This is a genomic window from Agrococcus sp. UYP33, from assembly GCF_054060915.1.
In genome coordinates this window covers 706,711-725,147 of record NZ_JBSSDR010000001.1, presented here as the reverse complement: position 1 = coordinate 725,147, position 18,437 = coordinate 706,711, and the positions used below count along the sequence as shown (strand labels likewise).

Annotated in this window: 18 protein-coding genes; 10 read left to right on the top strand and 8 right to left on the bottom strand. The window is 73.1% G+C overall.

Annotated features, from left to right (window positions below; genetic code table 11):
- The first annotated feature begins 63 nt into the window (after positions 1-63).
- Positions 64-2,115, top strand: a complete 2,052-nt coding sequence (gene recQ / locus ACVWW9_RS03505; RefSeq protein ID WP_456514389.1) for a DNA helicase RecQ — start codon at positions 64-66, stop codon at positions 2,113-2,115.
- Positions 2,112-2,522, top strand: coding sequence for an RNA-binding S4 domain-containing protein (locus tag ACVWW9_RS03500; RefSeq protein WP_456514388.1), 411 nt, complete (start codon positions 2,112-2,114; stop codon positions 2,520-2,522). Before recQ ends, ACVWW9_RS03500 begins: the two co-directional genes overlap by 4 nt.
- A gap of 5 nt (positions 2,523-2,527) precedes the next feature.
- On the opposite strand, the gene ACVWW9_RS03495 is transcribed toward ACVWW9_RS03500, so the two are convergent.
- The 3 genes from ACVWW9_RS03495 to ACVWW9_RS03485 form a co-directional block, all read right to left on the bottom strand.
- A complete protein-coding gene (locus tag ACVWW9_RS03495; RefSeq protein ID WP_456514387.1) occupies positions 2,528-2,743 on the bottom strand; it encodes a hypothetical protein in 216 nt (71 codons plus the stop codon).
- 40 nt (positions 2,744-2,783) lie between these two features.
- On the bottom strand, positions 2,784-3,011 hold the full coding sequence (locus ACVWW9_RS03490) for a hypothetical protein (RefSeq protein WP_456514386.1): 228 nt from the start codon (positions 3,009-3,011) through the stop codon (positions 2,784-2,786).
- Between the two features lie 62 nt (positions 3,012-3,073).
- Positions 3,074-3,289, bottom strand: coding sequence for a hypothetical protein (locus ACVWW9_RS03485; protein ID WP_456514385.1), 216 nt, complete (start codon positions 3,287-3,289; stop codon positions 3,074-3,076).
- A gap of 71 nt (positions 3,290-3,360) precedes the next feature.
- Here ACVWW9_RS03485 and ACVWW9_RS03480 point away from each other — a divergent pair, with 71 nt between their 5' ends.
- Complete coding sequence (locus tag ACVWW9_RS03480; protein WP_245989724.1) at positions 3,361-4,212, top strand: HpcH/HpaI aldolase/citrate lyase family protein; 852 nt, start codon at positions 3,361-3,363, stop codon at positions 4,210-4,212.
- A 55-nt stretch (positions 4,213-4,267) separates the two neighbouring features.
- Here the strand turns inward: ACVWW9_RS03480 and ACVWW9_RS03475 are convergent, their stop codons facing one another.
- Positions 4,268-4,459 carry a CsbD family protein gene (locus ACVWW9_RS03475; protein WP_354258414.1) on the bottom strand — a complete coding sequence of 64 codons (192 nt, stop codon included), beginning with the start codon at positions 4,457-4,459 and terminating at the stop codon, positions 4,268-4,270.
- Positions 4,460-4,525: 66 nt separating this feature from the next.
- The gene (locus ACVWW9_RS03470) at positions 4,526-6,319 is read right to left on the bottom strand and encodes an MDR family MFS transporter (protein ID WP_456514384.1); all 1,794 of its coding nucleotides are present in this window, start codon (positions 6,317-6,319) and stop codon (positions 4,526-4,528) included.
- A gap of 118 nt (positions 6,320-6,437) precedes the next feature.
- Between ACVWW9_RS03470 and ACVWW9_RS03465 the strand changes: the two genes are divergently transcribed.
- From ACVWW9_RS03465 to ACVWW9_RS03455, 3 genes are read left to right on the top strand one after another with little or no spacing between them, the layout of a single operon-like run.
- Positions 6,438-7,259, top strand: a complete 822-nt coding sequence (locus tag ACVWW9_RS03465) for a M15 family metallopeptidase (protein WP_456514383.1) — start codon at positions 6,438-6,440, stop codon at positions 7,257-7,259.
- 57 nt (positions 7,260-7,316) lie between these two features.
- Positions 7,317-7,628 (top strand): hypothetical protein, encoded by a 312-nt coding sequence (locus ACVWW9_RS03460; protein WP_123696332.1) that lies wholly within the window; start codon positions 7,317-7,319, stop codon positions 7,626-7,628.
- Between the two features lie 29 nt (positions 7,629-7,657).
- Positions 7,658-8,959, top strand: coding sequence for a CapA family protein (locus ACVWW9_RS03455; protein WP_456514382.1), 1,302 nt, complete (start codon positions 7,658-7,660; stop codon positions 8,957-8,959).
- Between the two features lie 132 nt (positions 8,960-9,091).
- Here ACVWW9_RS03455 and ACVWW9_RS03450 read toward each other — a convergent pair whose 3' ends face one another.
- Both ACVWW9_RS03450 and pgm read right to left on the bottom strand, forming a co-directional pair.
- Positions 9,092-10,159 (bottom strand): epoxide hydrolase family protein, encoded by a 1,068-nt coding sequence (locus ACVWW9_RS03450; protein WP_456514381.1) that lies wholly within the window; start codon positions 10,157-10,159, stop codon positions 9,092-9,094.
- 565 nt (positions 10,160-10,724) lie between these two features.
- Positions 10,725-12,359: a phosphoglucomutase (alpha-D-glucose-1,6-bisphosphate-dependent) gene (pgm, locus tag ACVWW9_RS03445; protein ID WP_456514380.1), complete on the bottom strand. Its 1,635-nt coding sequence runs from the start codon at positions 12,357-12,359 to the stop codon at positions 10,725-10,727.
- A 92-nt stretch (positions 12,360-12,451) separates the two neighbouring features.
- On the opposite strand from pgm, the gene ACVWW9_RS03440 reads away from it, so the two are divergent.
- On the top strand, positions 12,452-13,816 hold the full coding sequence (locus ACVWW9_RS03440) for a pyridoxal phosphate-dependent decarboxylase family protein (protein WP_456514379.1): 1,365 nt from the start codon (positions 12,452-12,454) through the stop codon (positions 13,814-13,816).
- A 449-nt stretch (positions 13,817-14,265) separates the two neighbouring features.
- Entirely contained in the window at positions 14,266-15,216 is a 951-nt protein-coding gene (gene pheA / locus ACVWW9_RS03435; RefSeq protein WP_123696327.1) for a prephenate dehydratase, read from the top strand.
- A gap of 46 nt (positions 15,217-15,262) precedes the next feature.
- On the opposite strand, the gene ACVWW9_RS03430 is transcribed toward pheA, so the two are convergent.
- Positions 15,263-16,243 carry a diacylglycerol/lipid kinase family protein gene (locus ACVWW9_RS03430; RefSeq protein WP_456514378.1) on the bottom strand — a complete coding sequence of 327 codons (981 nt, stop codon included), beginning with the start codon at positions 16,241-16,243 and terminating at the stop codon, positions 15,263-15,265.
- Between the two features lie 94 nt (positions 16,244-16,337).
- On the opposite strand from ACVWW9_RS03430, the gene serS reads away from it, so the two are divergent.
- Together serS and ACVWW9_RS03420 are read left to right on the top strand one after the other, a co-directional pair.
- Positions 16,338-17,597 carry a serine--tRNA ligase gene (serS, locus tag ACVWW9_RS03425; RefSeq protein WP_456514377.1) on the top strand — a complete coding sequence of 420 codons (1,260 nt, stop codon included), beginning with the start codon at positions 16,338-16,340 and terminating at the stop codon, positions 17,595-17,597.
- Entirely contained in the window at positions 17,597-18,397 is an 801-nt protein-coding gene (locus ACVWW9_RS03420) for an HAD family hydrolase (RefSeq protein WP_456514376.1), read from the top strand. The genes serS and ACVWW9_RS03420 overlap by 1 nt, the downstream gene beginning before the upstream one ends.
- Positions 18,398-18,437 lie beyond the last annotated feature (40 nt).

Genomic DNA, 18,437 nt, shown 5'->3' with positions numbered 1-18,437 from the left:
CCCCGGCACGTCGTGTCCGCCGCGCGGCTTAGGCTGGATGGGCGGGGACGCGAAGGGGGACGCGTGACGGACGCGAGGCACGACGAGTGGGCACCGCCCAGCGATGACGACGCTCCCGAGCCCTGGGACGCGTGGCAGGACGCGCCGGACGACGGCTGGGTGCCGCCCTCCGACGACGACGCGCCGCTCGCGGGTGCCGGGTCGTCGGCGGGCCGAGGCGCTGCTCGAAGCAGTGCCCGCAGCAGCGCGCGCAGCAGCAGCACAGGCACGCTCGCCCGTCCCTCGGCCGCCCGTGCGCCGGGCATCGCGGCGACGGCCAAGGCCGCGACGCCGCTCGAGGCGCTCACCCGCGTCTGGGGCTACGACGCGTTCCGCGGCGAGCAGGCCGAGATCATCGACGAGCTCGTCGCCGGCCGCGACGCGGTCGTGCTCATGCCCACCGGCGGCGGCAAGAGCCTCTGCTACCAGATCCCGTCGCTCGTGCGCGAGGGCACCGGCGTCGTCATCAGCCCGCTCATCGCGCTCATGCACGACCAGGTCGATGCGCTCGAGCAGCTCGGCGTGCGCGCCGCCTTCCTCAACTCCACCCAGTCGATCGACGAGCGCCGCGACGTCGAGCGCCGGCTGCTCGCAGGCGAGCTCGACATGCTCTACCTCGCGCCGGAGCGCCTGCCCGTCGCGCAGGGCCTCCTCGACGCGGCCCCGATCGCGCTGTTCGCGATCGACGAGGCGCACTGCGTCAGCCAGTGGGGCCACGACTTCCGCCCCGACTACCTGCAGCTGCAGGTGCTGGGCCAGCGGTGGCCCGACGTGCCGCGCATCGCCCTCACCGCGACCGCGACGGCAGAGACCCGCGCCGAGATCGTCGAGCGGCTCGGGCTCGACGGCGCGCGCGTGTTCGTCTCGAGCTTCGACCGGCCCAACATCCAGTACCGCATCGCGCCCAAGCAGGACGCGAAGGCGCAGCTGCTGCGCATCATCCGCGACGAGCACCCGGGTGCCGCCGGCATCGTCTACTGCCTGTCGCGCAAGTCGGTCGAGGCGACCGCCGCATGGCTGACGACGCAGGGCGTCGACGCGCTGCCGTACCACGCGGGCCTCGACGGCAGCGTCCGCGCCGCGAACCAGCAGCGGTTCCTGCGCGACGACGGCGTCGTGATGGTCGCGACGATCGCGTTCGGCATGGGCATCGACAAGCCCGACGTGCGCTTCGTGGCGCACCTCGACCTGCCCAAGTCGGTCGAGGGCTACTACCAGGAGACCGGTCGCGCCGGCCGCGACGGAGAGCCGTCGACCGCGTGGCTCGCCTACGGGCTGCAGGACGTCGTGCAGCAGCGGCGGATGATCGCCGAGGGCGAGGGCGACGCCCAGCGCAAGCGCAACCAGACGCTGCACCTCGACGCGATGCTCGCGCTGTGCGAGACGGTCGAGTGCCGTCGGCAGCAGCTGCTGGCCTACTTCGGCGAGCCGAGCGAGCGCTGCGGCAACTGCGACACCTGCCTCACGCCGCCCGACTCCTACGACGGCACCGTGCCGGCCCAGAAGCTGCTCTCGACGATCGTGCGGCTGCAGCGCGAGCGGCGGCAGGCGTTCGGCGCAGGCCACCTCGTCGACATCCTGGTCGGCGCCGACACCGAGCGCATCCGCACGCAGGGCCACGACCGGCTCGCGACCTACGGCATCGGCAGCGACCTGCCGGCCGCGCAGTGGCGCGGCATCGTGCGGCAGCTGCTCGCCCAGGGACTGCTCAAGGTGCAGGGCGAGTACGGCGTGATCGCGATCACCGAGGCGTCGGCCGCGGTGCTCGCGGGCGAGCGCGAGGTGCGGCTGCGGCACGAGGCGAAGGCGCCGGCGAAGGCCGCGCGGCGCTCCGAGAGCACGATGCAGCTCGACGACGTGCAGCAGCAGCGGTTCCAGGCGCTGCGCACGTGGCGCGCGGCGACAGCCAAGGAGCAGGCGGTGCCCGCCTACGTCGTGTTCAACGACAAGACGCTCGCCGCGATCGCCGAGCGCAGGCCCGCGACGATGGTCGAGCTGTCGACCATCTCGGGCGTGGGGGAGTCGAAGCTCGAGCGCTACGGCGACGCCGTGCTCGAGGTGCTGGCGGCCGCGTGAGCGGGCAGGGCACGGCGGGGTCGCGGCCGGGATCGGCGTCGGGCTCCGTGCGGCTCGACGTCTGGATCTGGGCCGTCCGGCTGCTGAAGACGCGTGCGGCGGCGACGGCCGCGTGCCGCGGCGGCCACGTGAAGCTCAACGGCCAGGCGGCGAAGGCCTCCCAGCCGGTGCGCGTCGGCGACGAGGTGCGGGTGCGCATCGCCGGCTTCGACCGGATCGTCGGCGTGCAGCAGCTGCTCGCGAAGCGGGTCGGCGCCGCGATCGCCGTCGACGCGTACGACGACCGGTCGCCGGCCCGACCGACCGCCATCGACGCCGCGCAGGTGCCGCGGCGCGACAAGGGCTCCGGTCGGCCGTCGAGCCGGGAGCGGCGCGAGATCGACCGGCTGCGCGGCCGGATCGACTGAGCCGGCTACCAGAGGCCGGGCACGTCGTCCATCGCCGCACCGATGAGCGCGACGACGACCACGACCGCGAAGCAGACGGCGACGAGCCCGCTGATGATCGCGAGCCATCCGCCGACCTTCGGCACCGAGCCCGTGCCCTTGACGCTCAGCACGAGGCCGACGACGGCGAGCACGACGGCGACGGCGAGGACGATGAGGATGGCGACGAGCGGCGCAGGCATGCTCGAGTGAAGCACACCGCCGTGGCCCGGCGGCTCCGACTCAGGCGCCCGCGGTGAGCGCTGTCACGAGCGCGATGCCCGCGACGATGCCGAGCAGCACCCCGACCACGATGAGCGCGATCGCGATCCCTCGGCGGCGCGGCCGCTCCTCCGGACGGTTGCGCCGCTGCCCTGCGGACAGCTGGAAGATGCCGAGCGCGAGCGCACCCACGCTCAGCGCGAGCAGCACCGTGGAGACCCCTTGGCCCATGCCGAAGATCGCGTTCATGCGGCAAGGCTAGGAGCCGACCCTGAGCGGTGGCCGGACCCTCCCGGGCCGGATCCTGACCGTCAGGGCGTGCCGATGACGAGCCAGATCGCGGGCGGCACGGCGATGACGCAGCCGATCACGAGCGCGGTGATGCCGAAGGTCAGCATCGCGGAGCCGGCGCCGCCGTCCGGGCCGCGGCGCCGCCCGCCGACGAGCAGTGCGACGCCGACGAGGATGACGAGGACGCCCAGCAGCAGCGCGCCGACGAGCAGCAGGAACGGGAACGCGGTCGCCATGGCGTCAGCCTCTCACGCGCGGCTCATGGCGGCCCGAGACCTCGCACGCAGGGCTGGCTAGGCTGGAGCGCGTGCCCTCCACCGACGTCTCGCCCCTGATCGCCCGCTCCTGGCTGCTCGTCCCGGCCTCGAAGCCCGAGCTCTTCCAGATCGCGCAGGAGAGCGAGGCGGACGCGATCATCATCGACATCGAGGACGCCGTCGCCGCGAAGGACAAGGCGCAGGCGCGCGACGACACGGTCGCGTGGCTCTCGAGCGGGCACCGCGCGTGGGTGCGCATCAACGATGCCGCGAGCGAGTTCTGGAGCACCGACTGCGCCGCGCTCAAGGACGTGCCGGGACTCGAGGGCGTGATGCTCGCGAAGACGGAGTCCGCGAGCCACGTCAACGACACCGCCGACCGCCTGCCCGAGGGCATGCCCATCCTCGCGCTCGTCGAGACCGCACGCGGCGTGCTGCACGTCGAGCAGATCTCGAACGCCCCGTCGACCTTCCGCATCGCGTTCGGCACCGGCGACTTCAAGCGCGACACCGCAACCGGCGAGGACCCGGTCGCGCTCGCCTACGCGCGCTCGCAGCTCGTGATCGCCTCGCGCGCGGCGCGGCTGCCGGCGCCCATCGACGGGCCGACGCTCTCGGCCGAGGCGCTCGTCGACGGCACCCGGCTCGCGAAGGAGATGGGCATGTCGGGCAAGCTGTGCCTGACGCACACGCAGGCGGCGACGATCAACGCCGGTCTCGCGCCCAGCCCGGAGGACGTCGCGTGGGCGCACGGCTTCGTGCGGGCCTTCGAGGAGTCGGGCGGCAAGATCACCGACGGCAGCGACCTGCCCCGCCTCGCCCGCGCCCAGAAGATCCAGACGCAGGCGCGCGACTTCGGCATCGAGGCGGATGCCGCGGAGCTCGGCAGCCTCAACTACTAGCCGGCACGACGAAGGGCGGGGCGCGATGCGCCCCGCCCTTCGCGGTCGGATCGGTTCAGCGGAAGGTGTCGCGGACGTCGTCCGCGGCGTCCTTCACGTGCTCACCGGCCTGCTTGGCGTTCGCCGTGGCCTGGTCCTTGTGACCCTCGGCCTCCAGGCGCTCGTTGTCCGTGGCGTCGCCGAGGCCTTCCTTGGCCTTGCCGACGGCGTCCTTGGCTGCGTTCGAGATCTTGTCGTCGAGACCCATCTGAACCTCCTATCGTCGGGAGCTGGTTGCTCCTCGATCAACGCTAGGCGGACAACCTGAGAGCCGTCAGGACGTCCCCGACCGCCCGCCGTCCCGCGGTCCCGCGCCCTCCGACACGATCGGGTTCGACGCCGTGACCGGGCGCGCGACCGAGCCGGGTGCCGACGCATCCGCCTCGAGCTGCGCCCGCTCGGCGCGCTGCTGCATCGCCTCCTCCATGGCCGACTTCTGCCGCAGCGGCGGCGCCTTGAAGAAGAGCGCCAGCACGAGCGCGACGAGCACGACGACGAGCGCCGCCCAGAACGGACCGGTGGTGGCGTTCGAGAAGCCGTCGAGGAACGGCGCGGCGAGGCGCGGGTCGGCCGTGTTGAGGAACGACGAGTCCTCGTTGAGGGCGCCGCCGATCTGGGCCGGGTTCTGCAGGATGCCGAGGATGCGCTCGTTGCCGGGATCGGCGAGCACGCTCGGGTCCTCGAGGGCGCTCGCGAGGTCGGCCCGCAGGTCCTGCCGGCCGAACGCGGCCTGCAGCGTCTCCGGGAGTCGCGAGTAGAGCATCGAGAACACCACCGCGACGCCCGCGGTGCCGCCGAGCTGCCGGAAGAAGGTCGCCGAGCTCGTCGCGACGCCCATGTCCTTCGGGTCGACCGCGTTCTGCGAGGCGATCGTGAGCGTCTGCATGAGCTGGCCGAGGCCGAGGCCGAGCAGCAGCTGGCCGAGCAGCAGCATCCACAGCGGGGTGTCGAACTGCAGCGTGACGAGCACGCCGTAGCCGATCGCCATGACGGCGAGCCCGATCACGGGGAAGAAGCTGTAGCGGCCGGTGCGGGCGATGACCTGGCCGGAGCCGATCGACGCGATCATGAGGCCGAGGATCATCGGCAGGGTCGACAGGCCCGCCTCGGTCGGGTTCATGCCGTGCACGATCTGCAGGACGAACGGGATCATCATCATGCCGGCGAACATGCCGAAGCCGGTGAAGACGCCGAGCACCGTCGCCATCGAGAACGTGCGGTTGCGGAACAGCTGCAGCGGGATCAGCGCGGCGTCGCCCATCCGCCGCTCCACGACGATGAAGAGCACGATGCCGACGGCCCCGACGACGTAGCAGGCGATCGCCATGAGCGAGCCCCAGCCCCACTCGCGGCCCTGCTCGGCGACGAGCAGCAGCGGCACGACGCCGACGGCCAGCAGCGCGGCGCCCCACCAGTCGATGCGCACGCGCTCGTGGTGCGCGGGCAGGTGCAGGTAGCGCCACACCATCCACAGCGCCGCGGCACCGATCGGCAGGTTGAAGAGGAAGACCCAGCGCCAGCCCTCGAGGAAGAGCAGCTGGTCGGCGCCGGCGAGGACGCCGCCGATCAGCGGGCCGAGGATCGACGAGATGCCGAAGACCGCGAGGAAGTAGCCCTGGTACTTGGCGCGCTCGCGGGGGCTCAGCACGTCGCCCATGATCGTGAGCGGCAGCGACATGAGGCCGCCTGCGCCGAGGCCCTGCAGGGCGCGGAAGGCCGCCAGCTGCACCATGTCCTGGGCGAACGAGCAGAGGATCGAGCCGACGAGGAAGAGCACGATCGCGATGATGAACAGCGGTCGGCGCCCGAAGATGTCGCTGAGCTTGCCGTAGATGGGCGTGACGATCGTCGAGACGATGAGGAACGCGGTGACGACCCACACCTGCAGGTCGAGGCCGTGGAGGTCGTCGGCGATCGTGCGCATCGAGGTGCCGACGACGGTCTGCGACAGCGACGACAGGAACATCGCCATCATCAGGCCGACCAGCACGAGCATGATCTGGCGGTGGGACATCAGGGGTTCGTCGGGCTCGCGCGGCTCGACGGAGCGCGGTTCGCGCTGCGGCATGGATGGATCCTTCGGTAGAGAGATCGTTAGTCTAGCGAATGGCTTGCCCTCTTCGCCACTGGCGCGTCGCATGTCGCGGCGGCACGTGCGGCCAGCGCGCGCATGCGACGATGGACGGGTGCGAAGGGTGATGGTGGTGCTCGCGGCCGTGCTGCTGGTGAGCGGATGCGCGCCCGTCGCGACGCCGGACGCGTCGTCCGCGTCCGCGTCGCCCACGGCCTCCAGCGACTCGCCGACACCCACGTCCACGCCGACGCCCACGGCGACCGCCACCCCTGAGCCGGCCGCGACGACCGAGCCGGCCGCCGCGCCCGCGACCGCCGCGCCCCAGCCGCCCAGCACCGCCGGCGTCGACATCGACTCGGCGGCGAGCCTGCAGGTGCTCGTCAACAAGCGCCGGCCGCTCGTGCCCGCCGACTACCAGCCGGTGCTCGTGCCCGTCTCGATCGCGCAGGACGGCGACGAGGCGGTGCGCCCCGAGGTCGACGCGGCGCTCGCGCAGATGTCGGCCGCGATGCAGGCCGAGATCGGCGAGGGCATCCACGTCTTCTCGTCGTACCGCGGCTACGCGCGGCAGACGCAGCTCTACAACGGCTACGTGGCGCAGTACGGGCAGGCGCAGGCCGACACCACGAGCGCGCGGCCCGGGCACAGCGAGCACCAGACGGGGCTCTCGGTCGACGTCATGGGCACCGGCGGCGCCTGCCGCCTCGACGTGTGCTTCGGCGGAACCGCGGCCGGGCGATGGATCGCCGAGCATGCCTGGGAGCACGGCTTCATCGTCCGCTACCCCGACGGGCTGCAGGGCATCACCGGCTACCACTTCGAGCCGTGGCACGTGCGCTTCGTCGGCGCCGAGGTCGCGACGGCGATGCACGAGCAGGGCATCGCGACGTTCGAGGAGTACGCCGGCACCGGCAGCGCCCCCGACTACGGCTGAGCCGACGCGCGCGCCGATGCGAGGCGCGCACGCAGGAACGGGTCGTAGCCTGCCCGCATGGCGAAAGCAGGACGATCCGGTGGGGGCTTCAAGAGCAGCGGCAGGAGCGGCGGCGGTGGCGGCTTCGGCGGCGGCTCGCGCAGCTTCTTCGGCGGCGGGTCGCGGTCGAGTGGCGGCGGCTCCTTCGGCGGCGGATCCCGGTCGTCGTCGGGCTCCGGCAGCTCGTGGGGATGGGGCTCGAGCTCGGGGTCGAACTCGTACCGGCACTCCGGCTCGAGCGGCTCGTCGGGCACCGGCACCGACTGGGTGATGGCCGCCGTCGCGATCGTCATCCTGCTCGTGCTCTTCGCGATCTTCGCCGGCAGCTGATCGGGCGCCCGCGGCCCTAGCCTGGTGCCATGGAGACGGCAGCCAGCAGCGGAGCGGCGGCGCGCCCCGCAGCGCGTAGGGGACGCACGAGCACGGTCGGGGCGGCCCCGCGAGGCGCTGCCCGGCGACGCGGCGCCCGTGCCGCGGTCGTGCTGGCGACGGCAGCCGGACTGCTGCTGACCGGCTGCACGCAGGGATCGCTCCAGCCCGCGCCCAGCGCGAGCGATCCGGCGGCGCAGCCGAGCGCATCCGCGCCGACCCCGACGCCCACCCCGGAGCCGAGCACGGTCTCGGTCTCGGCGATGGGCGACATGCTGCCGCACGACTCGGTGACGCTCGACGCGCAGCAGCCCGACGGCAGCTACGACTACGGGCAGTTCTTCGACGCCGCGCGCCCCATCTGGGCAGACAGCGACCTCGTCTACTGCAACCAGGAGGCGCCCTCGGCGGGCGTCGAGCTGGGGCTCACCTACTTCCCGGCGTTCAACGCGCCGGTCGAGTTCGCGCAGGGCCTCGACGCGGCCGGCTGCAACACGATCGGCCTCGGCAACAACCACACGTTCGACCGCGGGCAGGAGGGCGTCGACCGCACGCGCGCGGTGTGGGACGAGCTCGACCCGCTGCTGATCTCGGGCGCGTTCCGCTCGGAGGAGGAGCGGATGGCGGTGCCGACCGCCGAGGTGAACGGCCTCACGGTCGCGTTCCTCAACTTCGTCGACCTCTCGAACACCCCCACGAACGACTACGTGGTCACGTGGCTCGACGACCCGCTCGTCGAGCAGCAGCTCGCCGAGGCCGAGGAGATCGCCGACGCGACGATCGTCGCGGTGCACTGGGGCGACGAGTACTCGGCGGTCGTGAACGATCGGCAGCGCGAGCAGTCGCAGCGGCTCGCCGACCTCGGTGCGGAGGTCATCATCGGCACGCACCCGCATGTGCTGCAGGAGGCCGAGTGGCTCGAGCGTGCCGACGGCTCGCGCGCGTTCGTCTACTACTCGATCGGCAACGCCCTCACGACGCAGATGGCGATCCCACGGGTGGTGAGCGCGGTGGCGCAGTTCGACCTCGTCGGCATGCCCGGCGGCGAGGTGGAGGTCGTCGACCCCGCCGCGGTGCCGCTGTACATGCACTTCGACCTGACGCCGCAGCAGTTCGTCTCGCAGGACTGGATCCACCGCCGCAACCTGCAGCTGCACCCGCTCGTCGACGCGGCAGAGCCGATCACCCGGTCTGCCTGGCGGAACGAGCTGACGGTCGAGTCGGGCGTCGCGCTCGTGACCGAGGTGCTCGGCCCCGACGTGCGGATCGTGACCCACAGCTTCGAGGGGTAGCGCGGGGCCCCAGGGGAAGTGCTGGGCCCGAGGGGTAGCCCTGCGCCCGAGGGGTAGCGGCGCGCGGGAACCTCTCGCGCGGCGCGCTACCTCTCGGTGCCGGGCCCTGCACCAGCTCGAGTGGCGCTGGCCCTAGCGCGCGAGCGCCTCGAGCTCAAGCACCGCGGCCGCCACCTCGTCGGGGGTCTCGAGCGCGGGGAAGTGCCCGCCGCGCTCGAGCACCGAGAACGATCGCAGGTCGCGGTAGCTGCGCTCGGCGAGCGAGCGCGGGTAGTCGCGCTCGCGGCGCTGCACGCGCACCGCGACCGGCACGTCGACGAGCGGATGCGGTCGGCCGCCGCTGTCGCTGTAGGGCCGGAACGACGTGCCGATCGAGCGCGACAGCCAATAGAGCGTGGCGGTCGTGAGCACGACGTCGTCGGCGAGCCCGTCGTCCCCGGCCCACTCGAGCAGCTTCTCGCCGACCCACGCGAGCAGCCCGATGGGGGAGTCGAGCAGCGCGGCCGCCGTGGTGTCGGGGCGCGAGCCCTGCTGGTGCGCGTAGCCGCCCGCGAGCGGACCCTCGGCGTCCATGCGCGCGAAGAACGCCGTCTCGGCCGCATCCATCGGCTCCCCGCGGTCGCGCACGCCGAACGACGCGTGCGTCGCGACGAGGCCGGCGACGACGTCGGGGTGGCCTCCCGCGAGCCAGTCGCTCACGCCGGTGCCGACGTCCTCGCCGTAGGTGAGGAAGCGGTCGTAGCCGAGCTCGTCGACCATGAGCGCGCGCCAGCGCCGCGCGACGGCCTCATCCGTGAACGGCTCGGCCAGCGGCTCGGACCACCCGAAGCCCGGCAGCGACGGGATGACGACGTCGAGCTCGCCGCGGAGCGCCTCGGCGAGCGGCAGCATCTCGGCGAAGGAGTAGGGCCAGCCGTGCGAGAGCACGATCGGCAGTCGGCCGGGCTGCCCACCGCGGAGGTGCAGGAATTGGATGCGCGTGCCCTCGATCGTCGCGATGCGGTGGTCGTGCGCGAGGAGCCGCGCCTCGACCGCGCGCCAGTCGAAGTCGTCGCGCCAGCGGTCGAGCAGGCGCTGCAGCGTGGGCATCGGCATGCCGTGCGCGCCGGGAGTCGGGTCGGGCACGATGCTCTCGTCGAGCCGGCGCCGCAGCCGCTCGAGCTCGTCGTCGGAGGCGCGGAACGCGAAGGGCTCGCTCATGGAGCGAACCTACGCGCGTCCGCCGACATCCGTGTCGCCGCATCCGGCGCCAGGAGGCGCTGCCCGCGACGGCTGGCGCTACCGGCCACAGGTGGCGCTACCCGCCACGGGTGGCGCTGCCCGCCACGGGTGGCGCTGCCCGCCACGGGTGGCGCTGCCCGCCACGGGTGGCGCTGCCCGCCACGGGTGGCGCTGCCCGCAACGGGTGGCGCTGCCCGCCACGGGTGGCGCTGCAGCCCCACCTGCCGCGGGCAGCCCCACCCGTCGTGCCCAGTGCCGACCGGCGCTCGGGATCATCCGTGCCGAGAGGTGGTGCTGCCCGGGAGCGGTGGTGCTGCAGCCCCACCTCTCACGGGCAGCCCCACCTCTCACGGGCGGGCCCACCCGTCACGGCCCGGGCCCACCTGCGACGGGCGGGCCGACCCGTCACAGCCGGGCCCACCCGTCACGGGCAGCGCCACCCGTCACGGCCGGGCCCACCCGTCACGGCCGGGCCCACCCGTCACGGCCGGGCCCACCCGTCAAGGCCGGGCCCACCTCGCCGCCCAACCGCGGACGCCGCCGCCTACGCGCCCAGCGCGTCGTCGACGATCCGCTTCGCCTCGGCCTGCACCTGCCGCAGGTGCTCCGGGCCGGCGAACGACTCGGCGTAGATCTTGTAGACGTCCTCGGTGCCGGACGGCCGCGCCGCGAACCACGCGCGCTCGGTGACGACCTTGAGGCCGCCGATCGCGGCGCCGTTGCCGGGCGCCTCCGTGAGCTTGGCGACGATCGGGTCGCCGGCCAGCTCGGTCGCGGTCACGGCGTCGCCGGTGAGCTTGCCGAGCCGCGCCTTCTGCTCGCGCGACGCCGGCGCATCCACCCGCTCGTAGACGGGGGCGCCGAAGCGCTCGGTGAGCTCGCCGTACAGCTGCGACGGGCTCTTGCCGGTGACGGCGCGGATCTCGGACGCGAGCAGGCACAGCAGGATGCCGTCCTTGTCGGTCGTCCAGACGGTGCCGTCGGACTGCAGGAACGACGCCCCCGCGCTCTCCTCGCCGCCGAAGCCGACCGAGCCGTCGACGAGCCCCGGCACGAACCACTTGAAGCCGACCGGCACCTCCCAGAGGCGGCGGCCGAGCGCCTCCGCGACCCGGTCGATCATCGACGACGACACGAGGGTCTTGCCGATCGCCGCGTCGGGCCGCCACTGCGGCCGGTGCGCGTAGAGGTACTCGATCGCGACCGCGAGGAAGTGGTTGGGGTTCATCAGGCCGCCGTCGGGCGTGACGATCCCGTGCCGGTCGGCGTCGGCGTCGTTGCCGGTGAGGATGTCGAACTCATCCCGGCGGGCGAGCACGGACGCCATCGCGTTGGGGCTCGAGCAGTCCATGCGGATCTTCTCGTCCCAGTCGAGCGTCATGAACGCCCAGGTGGGGTCGACGATGGGGTTCGTGACCGTCAGGTCGATGCCGTAGCGCTCGGCGATCGCGCCGTAGTAGTCGACCGCGGCGCCGCCCAGCGGGTCGGCGCCGATCCGGATGCCCGACGCCTTGATCGCGTCGAAGTCGATGACGCTGCCGAGCGCGTTCACGTACGCCTCGCGGAAGTCGTAGAGCTCGACGCGCGTGTCGCTGCCGCCCGTCACGTCGGCGCGCTGCACCCCCTCGAGGCCGGCGGCGATGAGCTCGTTCGCGCGCTTCGCGATCCAGCCGGTCGCGTCGGAGTCGGCCGGTCCGCCGTGCGGAGGGTTGTACTTGAAGCCGCCGTCGCGGGGCGGGTTGTGCGACGGGGTGACCACGATGCCGTCTGCCTGGTCGTCGGCGGATGCCGTGGCGTTGTAGGCGAGGATCGCGCGCGAGACCGCCGGGGTCGGCGTCACCGAGCCACGGGCATCCGCGCACACCCGCACGCCGTTCGCGACGAGCACCTCGAGCGCCGTGCGCTCGGCCGGCAGCGACAGCGCGTGCGTGTCGCGGCCGATGAACAGCGGGCCGGTGATGCCCTGCCCGGCGCGGTACTCGCAGATCGCCTGCGTGATCGCCAGGATGTGCGCCTCGTTGAAGGCGGTGTCGAAGGCGCTGCCGCGATGGCCGCTCGTGCCGAACGCGACCGCCTGGTCGGGGTTCGAGACGTCGGGGACGAGCTCGAAGTACGCGCGCTCGAGCGCGGCGACATCGATGAGGTCCTGGGGCTGGGCGACGGTGCCGGCTCGGGTCATGGCTCCATCCAAGCATCGAGCGGCTCCCGGAGCGATGGGCGGCCCGAGAAGACCCGTTGCCCCACCCGGGGGCCGGTGGAACACTGGCGCTCGTGGACGATCGTGGCCGTGCTCTCGACGCCGCGCACCGCAGCGCGATGGCCTTCCTCGGCACCCTCGACGAGCGGCCGGTGTGGCCCCGAGCGACCCTCGACGACATGCTCGTCACCTTCGGCGGCCCCCTGCCCGATGACGGCCTCGATCCCGTCGAGGTCGTCGAGCAGATGGCCGCGGGCGCGGATCCCGGCCTCGTCGGCATCCCGGGCGGCCGCTTCTTCGGCTTCGTGATCGGCGGCACGCTGCCGGCGGCGCTCGCGGCCGACTGGCTCGTCTCCGCGTGGGACCAGAACTCCGGCTCCGCGATGCTCACCCCGACCACGGTGGCGCTCGAGCGCGTCGCCGGTCGCTGGATGCTCGACCTCCTCGGCCTGCCGCAGACCGCGAGCGTCGGCTTCGTCACGGGCGGCCAGATCGCGAACTTCACGTGCCTCGCCACCGCGCGGCACGCGGTGCTCGCGCGCGCCGGCTGGGACCTCGCGGAGCGCGGGCTCCGCTCGGCTCCCGCCGTGCGCTTCGTCGTCGGGGCCGACCGCCACGGCTCGATCGATCGCGCCGCGCGCTTCCTCGGCATCGGCCGCGCCGAGATCGTGGTCGTCGATGCCGACGACCAGGGGCGGATGCGGCCGGAGGCGCTCGAGCGCGCGCTCGAGCGTGGCGAGGGCCCGCTGATCGTCTGCCTGCAGGCCGGCGAGGTGCACACCGGCGCCTTCGACGACCTCGCCGCGCTCATCCCGATCGCCCATCGCAACGGCGCGTGGGTGCACGTCGACGGCGCCTTCGGCCTCTGGGCCGCCGCGTCGCCGGCGCTCCGGCACCTGACGGCGGGCCTCGAGGCGGCCGACTCCTGGGCGACGGATGCGCACAAGACGCTCAACGTGCCCTACGACTGCGGCATGGCGATCGTGCGCGACCCGGCCGACTCGATCGCCGCGTTCCGCACCGGCGGCGACTACCTCGTCTACACCGGGCTCGACCCGTGGGACGTGACGCCCGAGCTCTCGCGCCGGGCGCGCGGCGTGCCCGCCTGGGCGGCGCTGCGCAGCCTCGGCCGGTCGGGGGTGGCGGCGCTCATCGACCGACTGCACGAGCACGCCGTCGCGATGGCCGATGGGCTCGCCGCGATCGACGGCGTCGAGGTCGTGAACGACGTCGTCTACACGCAGGTGATGTTCCGCCTCGGCACGGACGACGAGACGCGCGCTCTCGGCGCGGCGCTGCTCGCCGAGGGCACTGCGGTCGTGACCGGCGCGGAGTGGCGCGGGCACGCGACGCAGCGCTGCTCGATGTCGTCGTGGGCGACGACGCCGGACGACGTCGAGCGCACGCTGGCCGCGATCCGCTCGCTCGTCCCCGCGTAGTCCCGTCTGCCCGGCAGCCTGCCCTGGCCGCCCGTCCGGACGAGCACCTGGTGTCCGCGCCGCCAGCCGCCGATCATCCCCTGCCGTCGGCATCCGCGAGTGCCCCGATGCACAACGCAAGCCCGCGGGCGGGTTGGCGCGGCGCAGGCGGCGAGCGTCGCCCAGCCGCCGTCACTTGCGCTGGCCAGGCGTGCGTTGTGCGAGCGGGAGGGGAGCGGCGGCCCGGATGGTCTGCGGCCCCCGAGCCGCAGCCGGAGCCGCAGCCGCGGCCGCCGGGCTGCAGCGCCCTCCGCACAACGCAAGCCCTACCGGCCGGGATGGCGGCGGATGGCCGACCAGGACTCGGAGCCGCCAGAACCGCTGGCTGGGCTTGCGTTGTGCTCTAGGGCGCGCGCTCATCGCCGCGCGGAGGCGGAGCCGCCCGTCGGGCGCGAGCCTAGGCTGGTGCCATGGTCCAGCCCCGCGTCGTCACGTTCCTCGGCCCTCGCGGCACGTTCACGGAGGCCGCGCTCGAGCAGGTGCCGGGGCTCGAGACCACCGAGCGCGTGCCGGTCGCCAACGTCGCCGAGGCGCTCTCGGCCGTCTCCGAGGGCCGCTCCGACGCCGCCATGATCGCGATCGAGAACTCGATCGAGGGCGGCGTCACCGCCGCGCAGGACGCGCTCGCCGCGACCCCGGGCATCCGCATCCTCTCCGAGCACGTCGTGAGCGTGAACTTCTCGCTCGTCGCACCCGCCGGCACGCGCATCGAGGACGTGCGCGTCGTCGCCGCCCACCCCGTCGCGTGGGCGCAGTGCAGCGGGTGGCTGCAGCGCGAGCTGCCGGGTCGCGCGCACCTGCCGGCCGCGTCGAACGTCACCGCGGCCGCCGACCTCACCACCGGCACGGCGCAGGCGGCGCTCTCGACGCCGACGATCGGCCACTGGGTCGACGGCCTCGACGTGCTCGCCGACCGCATCGGCGACAACCCGGATGCCGTGACGCGCTTCCTGTTCGTCGGTCGCGCCGGCGAGGCGGGGGAGCCGACCGGCGCCGACAAGACGAGCCTGGTCGTCGAGCTGCCGAGCGACGAGCCGGGCGTGCTGCTCGACATGCTCGAGCAGTTCGCGACCCGCGGCGTCAACCTCTCGCTCATCCAGTCGCGGCCGATCGGCGACCGGCTCGGCCGGTACCGCTTCGTGATCGACGCGGACGGCCACATCCGGGACGAGCGGGTGGCGGATGCGCTGCTCGGCCTCGCGCGCTTCAGCCCGTCGGTGACGTTCCTCGGCTCCTACCCGCGCGCCGACCAGCAGCACATCCGGGTGGAGCGCCGCTACTCCGACCGCTCGTTCGAGGACGCGCGCGACTGGCTGCGCGGGCTCATCGCCGGCGAGCCGGGCGCCCGCTCGGCCGACTGACCGACCGGTCCCGACCGCTCAGGCTCCGCGACCGCTCAGGCTCCGCTCAGATGGCGGGGCCGGCGTCGCGCGCGTGCTCCTTGGGCACCCGCACGACGAGCGCGTCCTGGCGGATGCCCGCGCGCAGCGCGATCGCCTCGCCCACGACGTCGCCGTCCACCTGCACGGCGCGCGGCTCCTCGAGCCGCACCTGCGTCTCCTTCGCCTGGCCGTAGCCGAGCGCCGCGCCGCTGCGCTGGCGGCCGAGACGACCTCGGCGACGCAGCAGCTTCGTGACGAGCATGTTGTTGCGTGCGATGTAGCCGCTCAGCTGCAGCCAGCCGCGCACGCCGCGGGGGCGCACGAGCGCGATGTCGAGCATCCCGTCGTCGACGGCCGCGTCGGGGAGGATGATGATGCCGTTCGTGACGGTGCCGCAGTTGCCGATCAGCATCGTGTTGACCGTCGATCGCACCGTGCGGCCGCCGTCGAGGCGCACGCTCACACGAACCTTGTCGAGGCTCGAGATCACCCGGCCCGCGGCGTCGACGTAGGCGAGCCAGCCGACCTTCTTCTTCAGGTCCTCGTCGGTCTTGTCGATCATCTCGGCGTCGAGCCCGAAGCCGACCATGACGGCGAAGGCGTGCTTCGAGCGCTTGCCGTCCGGCGCCTCGATCTCGAGCTCGCCGAGGTCGATCTCGCGCTCCTCGCCGTCGAAGGCCGTCTGCACCGCGTTCCGCAGGTTCGTGACGTCGATGCCGAGGTTGCGCGCCAGCAGGTTGCCCGTGCCCGCGGGGATGATCGCGAGCGGCACGCGAGCACCGGTCGCCGCGTCGGCCGCGACCCGCACCGTGCCGTCGCCGCCGGCGACGAGCAGCAGGTCGACGCCCTGCTCGAGCGCGGTGCGCACCGCGGCCTCACCCGCGTCGTCCGCATCCGTCTCGATCCAGAACGGCTCCGACCAGTCGAGCGGCTGCGCCGACTCGATCTGGGGCGCGAGCGTGTCGCGGTCCATCTTGGACGGGTTGTAGACGATGGCAGCGCGCATCCTCGCACTGTACCGGCGGATCTGCCGCAAGACCCGAGGTGGTCCGCATCCCGCGCGCAGGTGCGCGCCGTTGAGCGCTCGTAGGATGGTCGGCGTGATCGACCCTCAGCTGCTGCGCGAGCAGCCCGACCTCGTGAAGGCAAGCCAGGAGCGCCGGGGCGACCCGGTCGGCTACGTCGACGACGCGCTCGGCGCCGAGAGCGCCCGCCGTGCCGCCATCACCGAGTTCGAGCGGCTGCGCGCCGAGCAGAACGCCCACGGCAAGCTCGTCGGCGCCGCTGCCAAGGACGACCGGCCGGCGCTCATCGAGCAGGGCCGCGCGCTCGCCGCCGGCGTGAAGGACGCGCAGGCGCGCGTCACCGAGGCGGAGGCGGCGTTCGACGCGGCCGTCTCGAAGCTCGGCAACCTCGTGCACCCCGACGTGCCGGCCGGCGAGGAGGCGAACTTCGTCACCCTCTCGACCCACGGCGAGGAGCGCTCCTTCGACTTCGAGCCGCGCGACCACGTCGAGCTCGGCGAGAGCCTCAAGGCGTTCGACATCGTGCGCGGCGCGAAGGTCGCGGGCAGCCGCTTCTACTACCTGACCGGCATCGGCATGCGGCTCGAGCTCGCGATCATGCTCATGGGCCTCGACCAGGTGCTCGCCGACGGCTTCACGCCGCTCACGACGCCCACCCTCGTGCGCCCCGAGATCATGCGCGGCACCGGCTTCCTGGGCGAGCACGCCGACGAGGTCTACCACCTGCCCGCCGACGACCTCTACCTCACCGGCACGAGCGAGGTGGCGCTCGCGGGCTTCCACGCCGACGAGATCGTCGACCTCGCGCAGCCGCTCCGCTACGCCGGTTGGTCGACCTGCTACCGGCGCGAGGCTGGCTCCGCAGGCCGCGACACCCGCGGCATCCTGCGGGTGCACCAGTTCAACAAGCTCGAGATGTTCTCCTACGTCAAGCCCGACGACGCCGAGGCGGAGCACGAGCGGATGCGCGCCCTGCAGGAGCGGATGCTGCAGGCCTGCGAGCTCGACTACCGCGTCATCGACGTCGCGGCCGGCGACCTCGGCTCCTCTGCGGCCCGGAAGTTCGACATCGAGGCGTGGATCCCGTCGCAGCAGCAGTACCGCGAGCTCACCTCGACCTCGAACTGCACCACCTACCAGTCGCGCCGGCTCGGCACCCGCTTCCGCACGGAGTCCGGCAAGACCGCACCGGTCGCCACGCTGAACGGCACCGCCGCGACCACCCGCTGGCTCGTCGCGATCCTCGAGACGCACCAGCAGCGCGACGGGTCGGTGCGCGTGCCCTCGGCCCTGCAGCCCTACCTCGGCGGCATCAGCACGATCGAGCCGGCCTGATGCAGCCGCTGCTCATCGGCCTCGACATCGACGGCACCGTCGTGCACGAGGACGACTCGCTCGCGCCCCGCGTGCTGGAGGCGGTGCGCGCCGTCGTCGACGCCGGCCACGTCGTGGTGCTCGCCACCGGCCGCTCGCAGGCGACCACCGAGTCGACCGCGGTGCGGCTCGGCATCGAGCCGAGCCACCTCGTCTCGGCGAACGGCGCCCTCGTGCTCGAGCGCCGCGGCGACGCCTATGAGCAGGTGCACGTCGAGACCTTCGACCCGTCCGAGGCGCTCACCGCGATCTCGGCGGTGCTGCCGAAGGGCTCGTATATGGTCGAGGACCCGAGCGGTCACCGCCGCTACACGAACGGCATGGTCGACTGGAACCTCGACGACGCCGAGATGGTGCCCTTCGAGGGCCTGCTCGCGCAGCCCGCGATGCGCGTCGTCGTGATGAGTCCCGACCACGAGGTCGACGAGTTCCTCGAGATCGTCGAGTCGCTCGGCCTGCACAAGGTCTCGTACGCGATCGGCTTCTCGTCCTGGCTCGACATCGCGCCCGACGGCGTGAACAAGGCGACGGGCCTCGAGCGGGTCGCCGAGGCCCTCGAGATCCCGCGCGACCGCATCGTCGTCGTGGGCGACGGTCGCAACGACATCGACATGTTCCGCTGGGTCGCCGAGGGCGGCGGCCGGGCGGTCGCGATGGGGCAGGCGCCCGACGAGGTCAAGCAGGCCGCGACCGACGTCACCGCCACCGTCGAGGACGACGGGCTCGCGCTCGTGCTCGAGGAGCTGCTCGTCCGGGCCTGAGCGGGTCCCGACTCCAGCGCCGCCCACAGGCGGCTGCGAG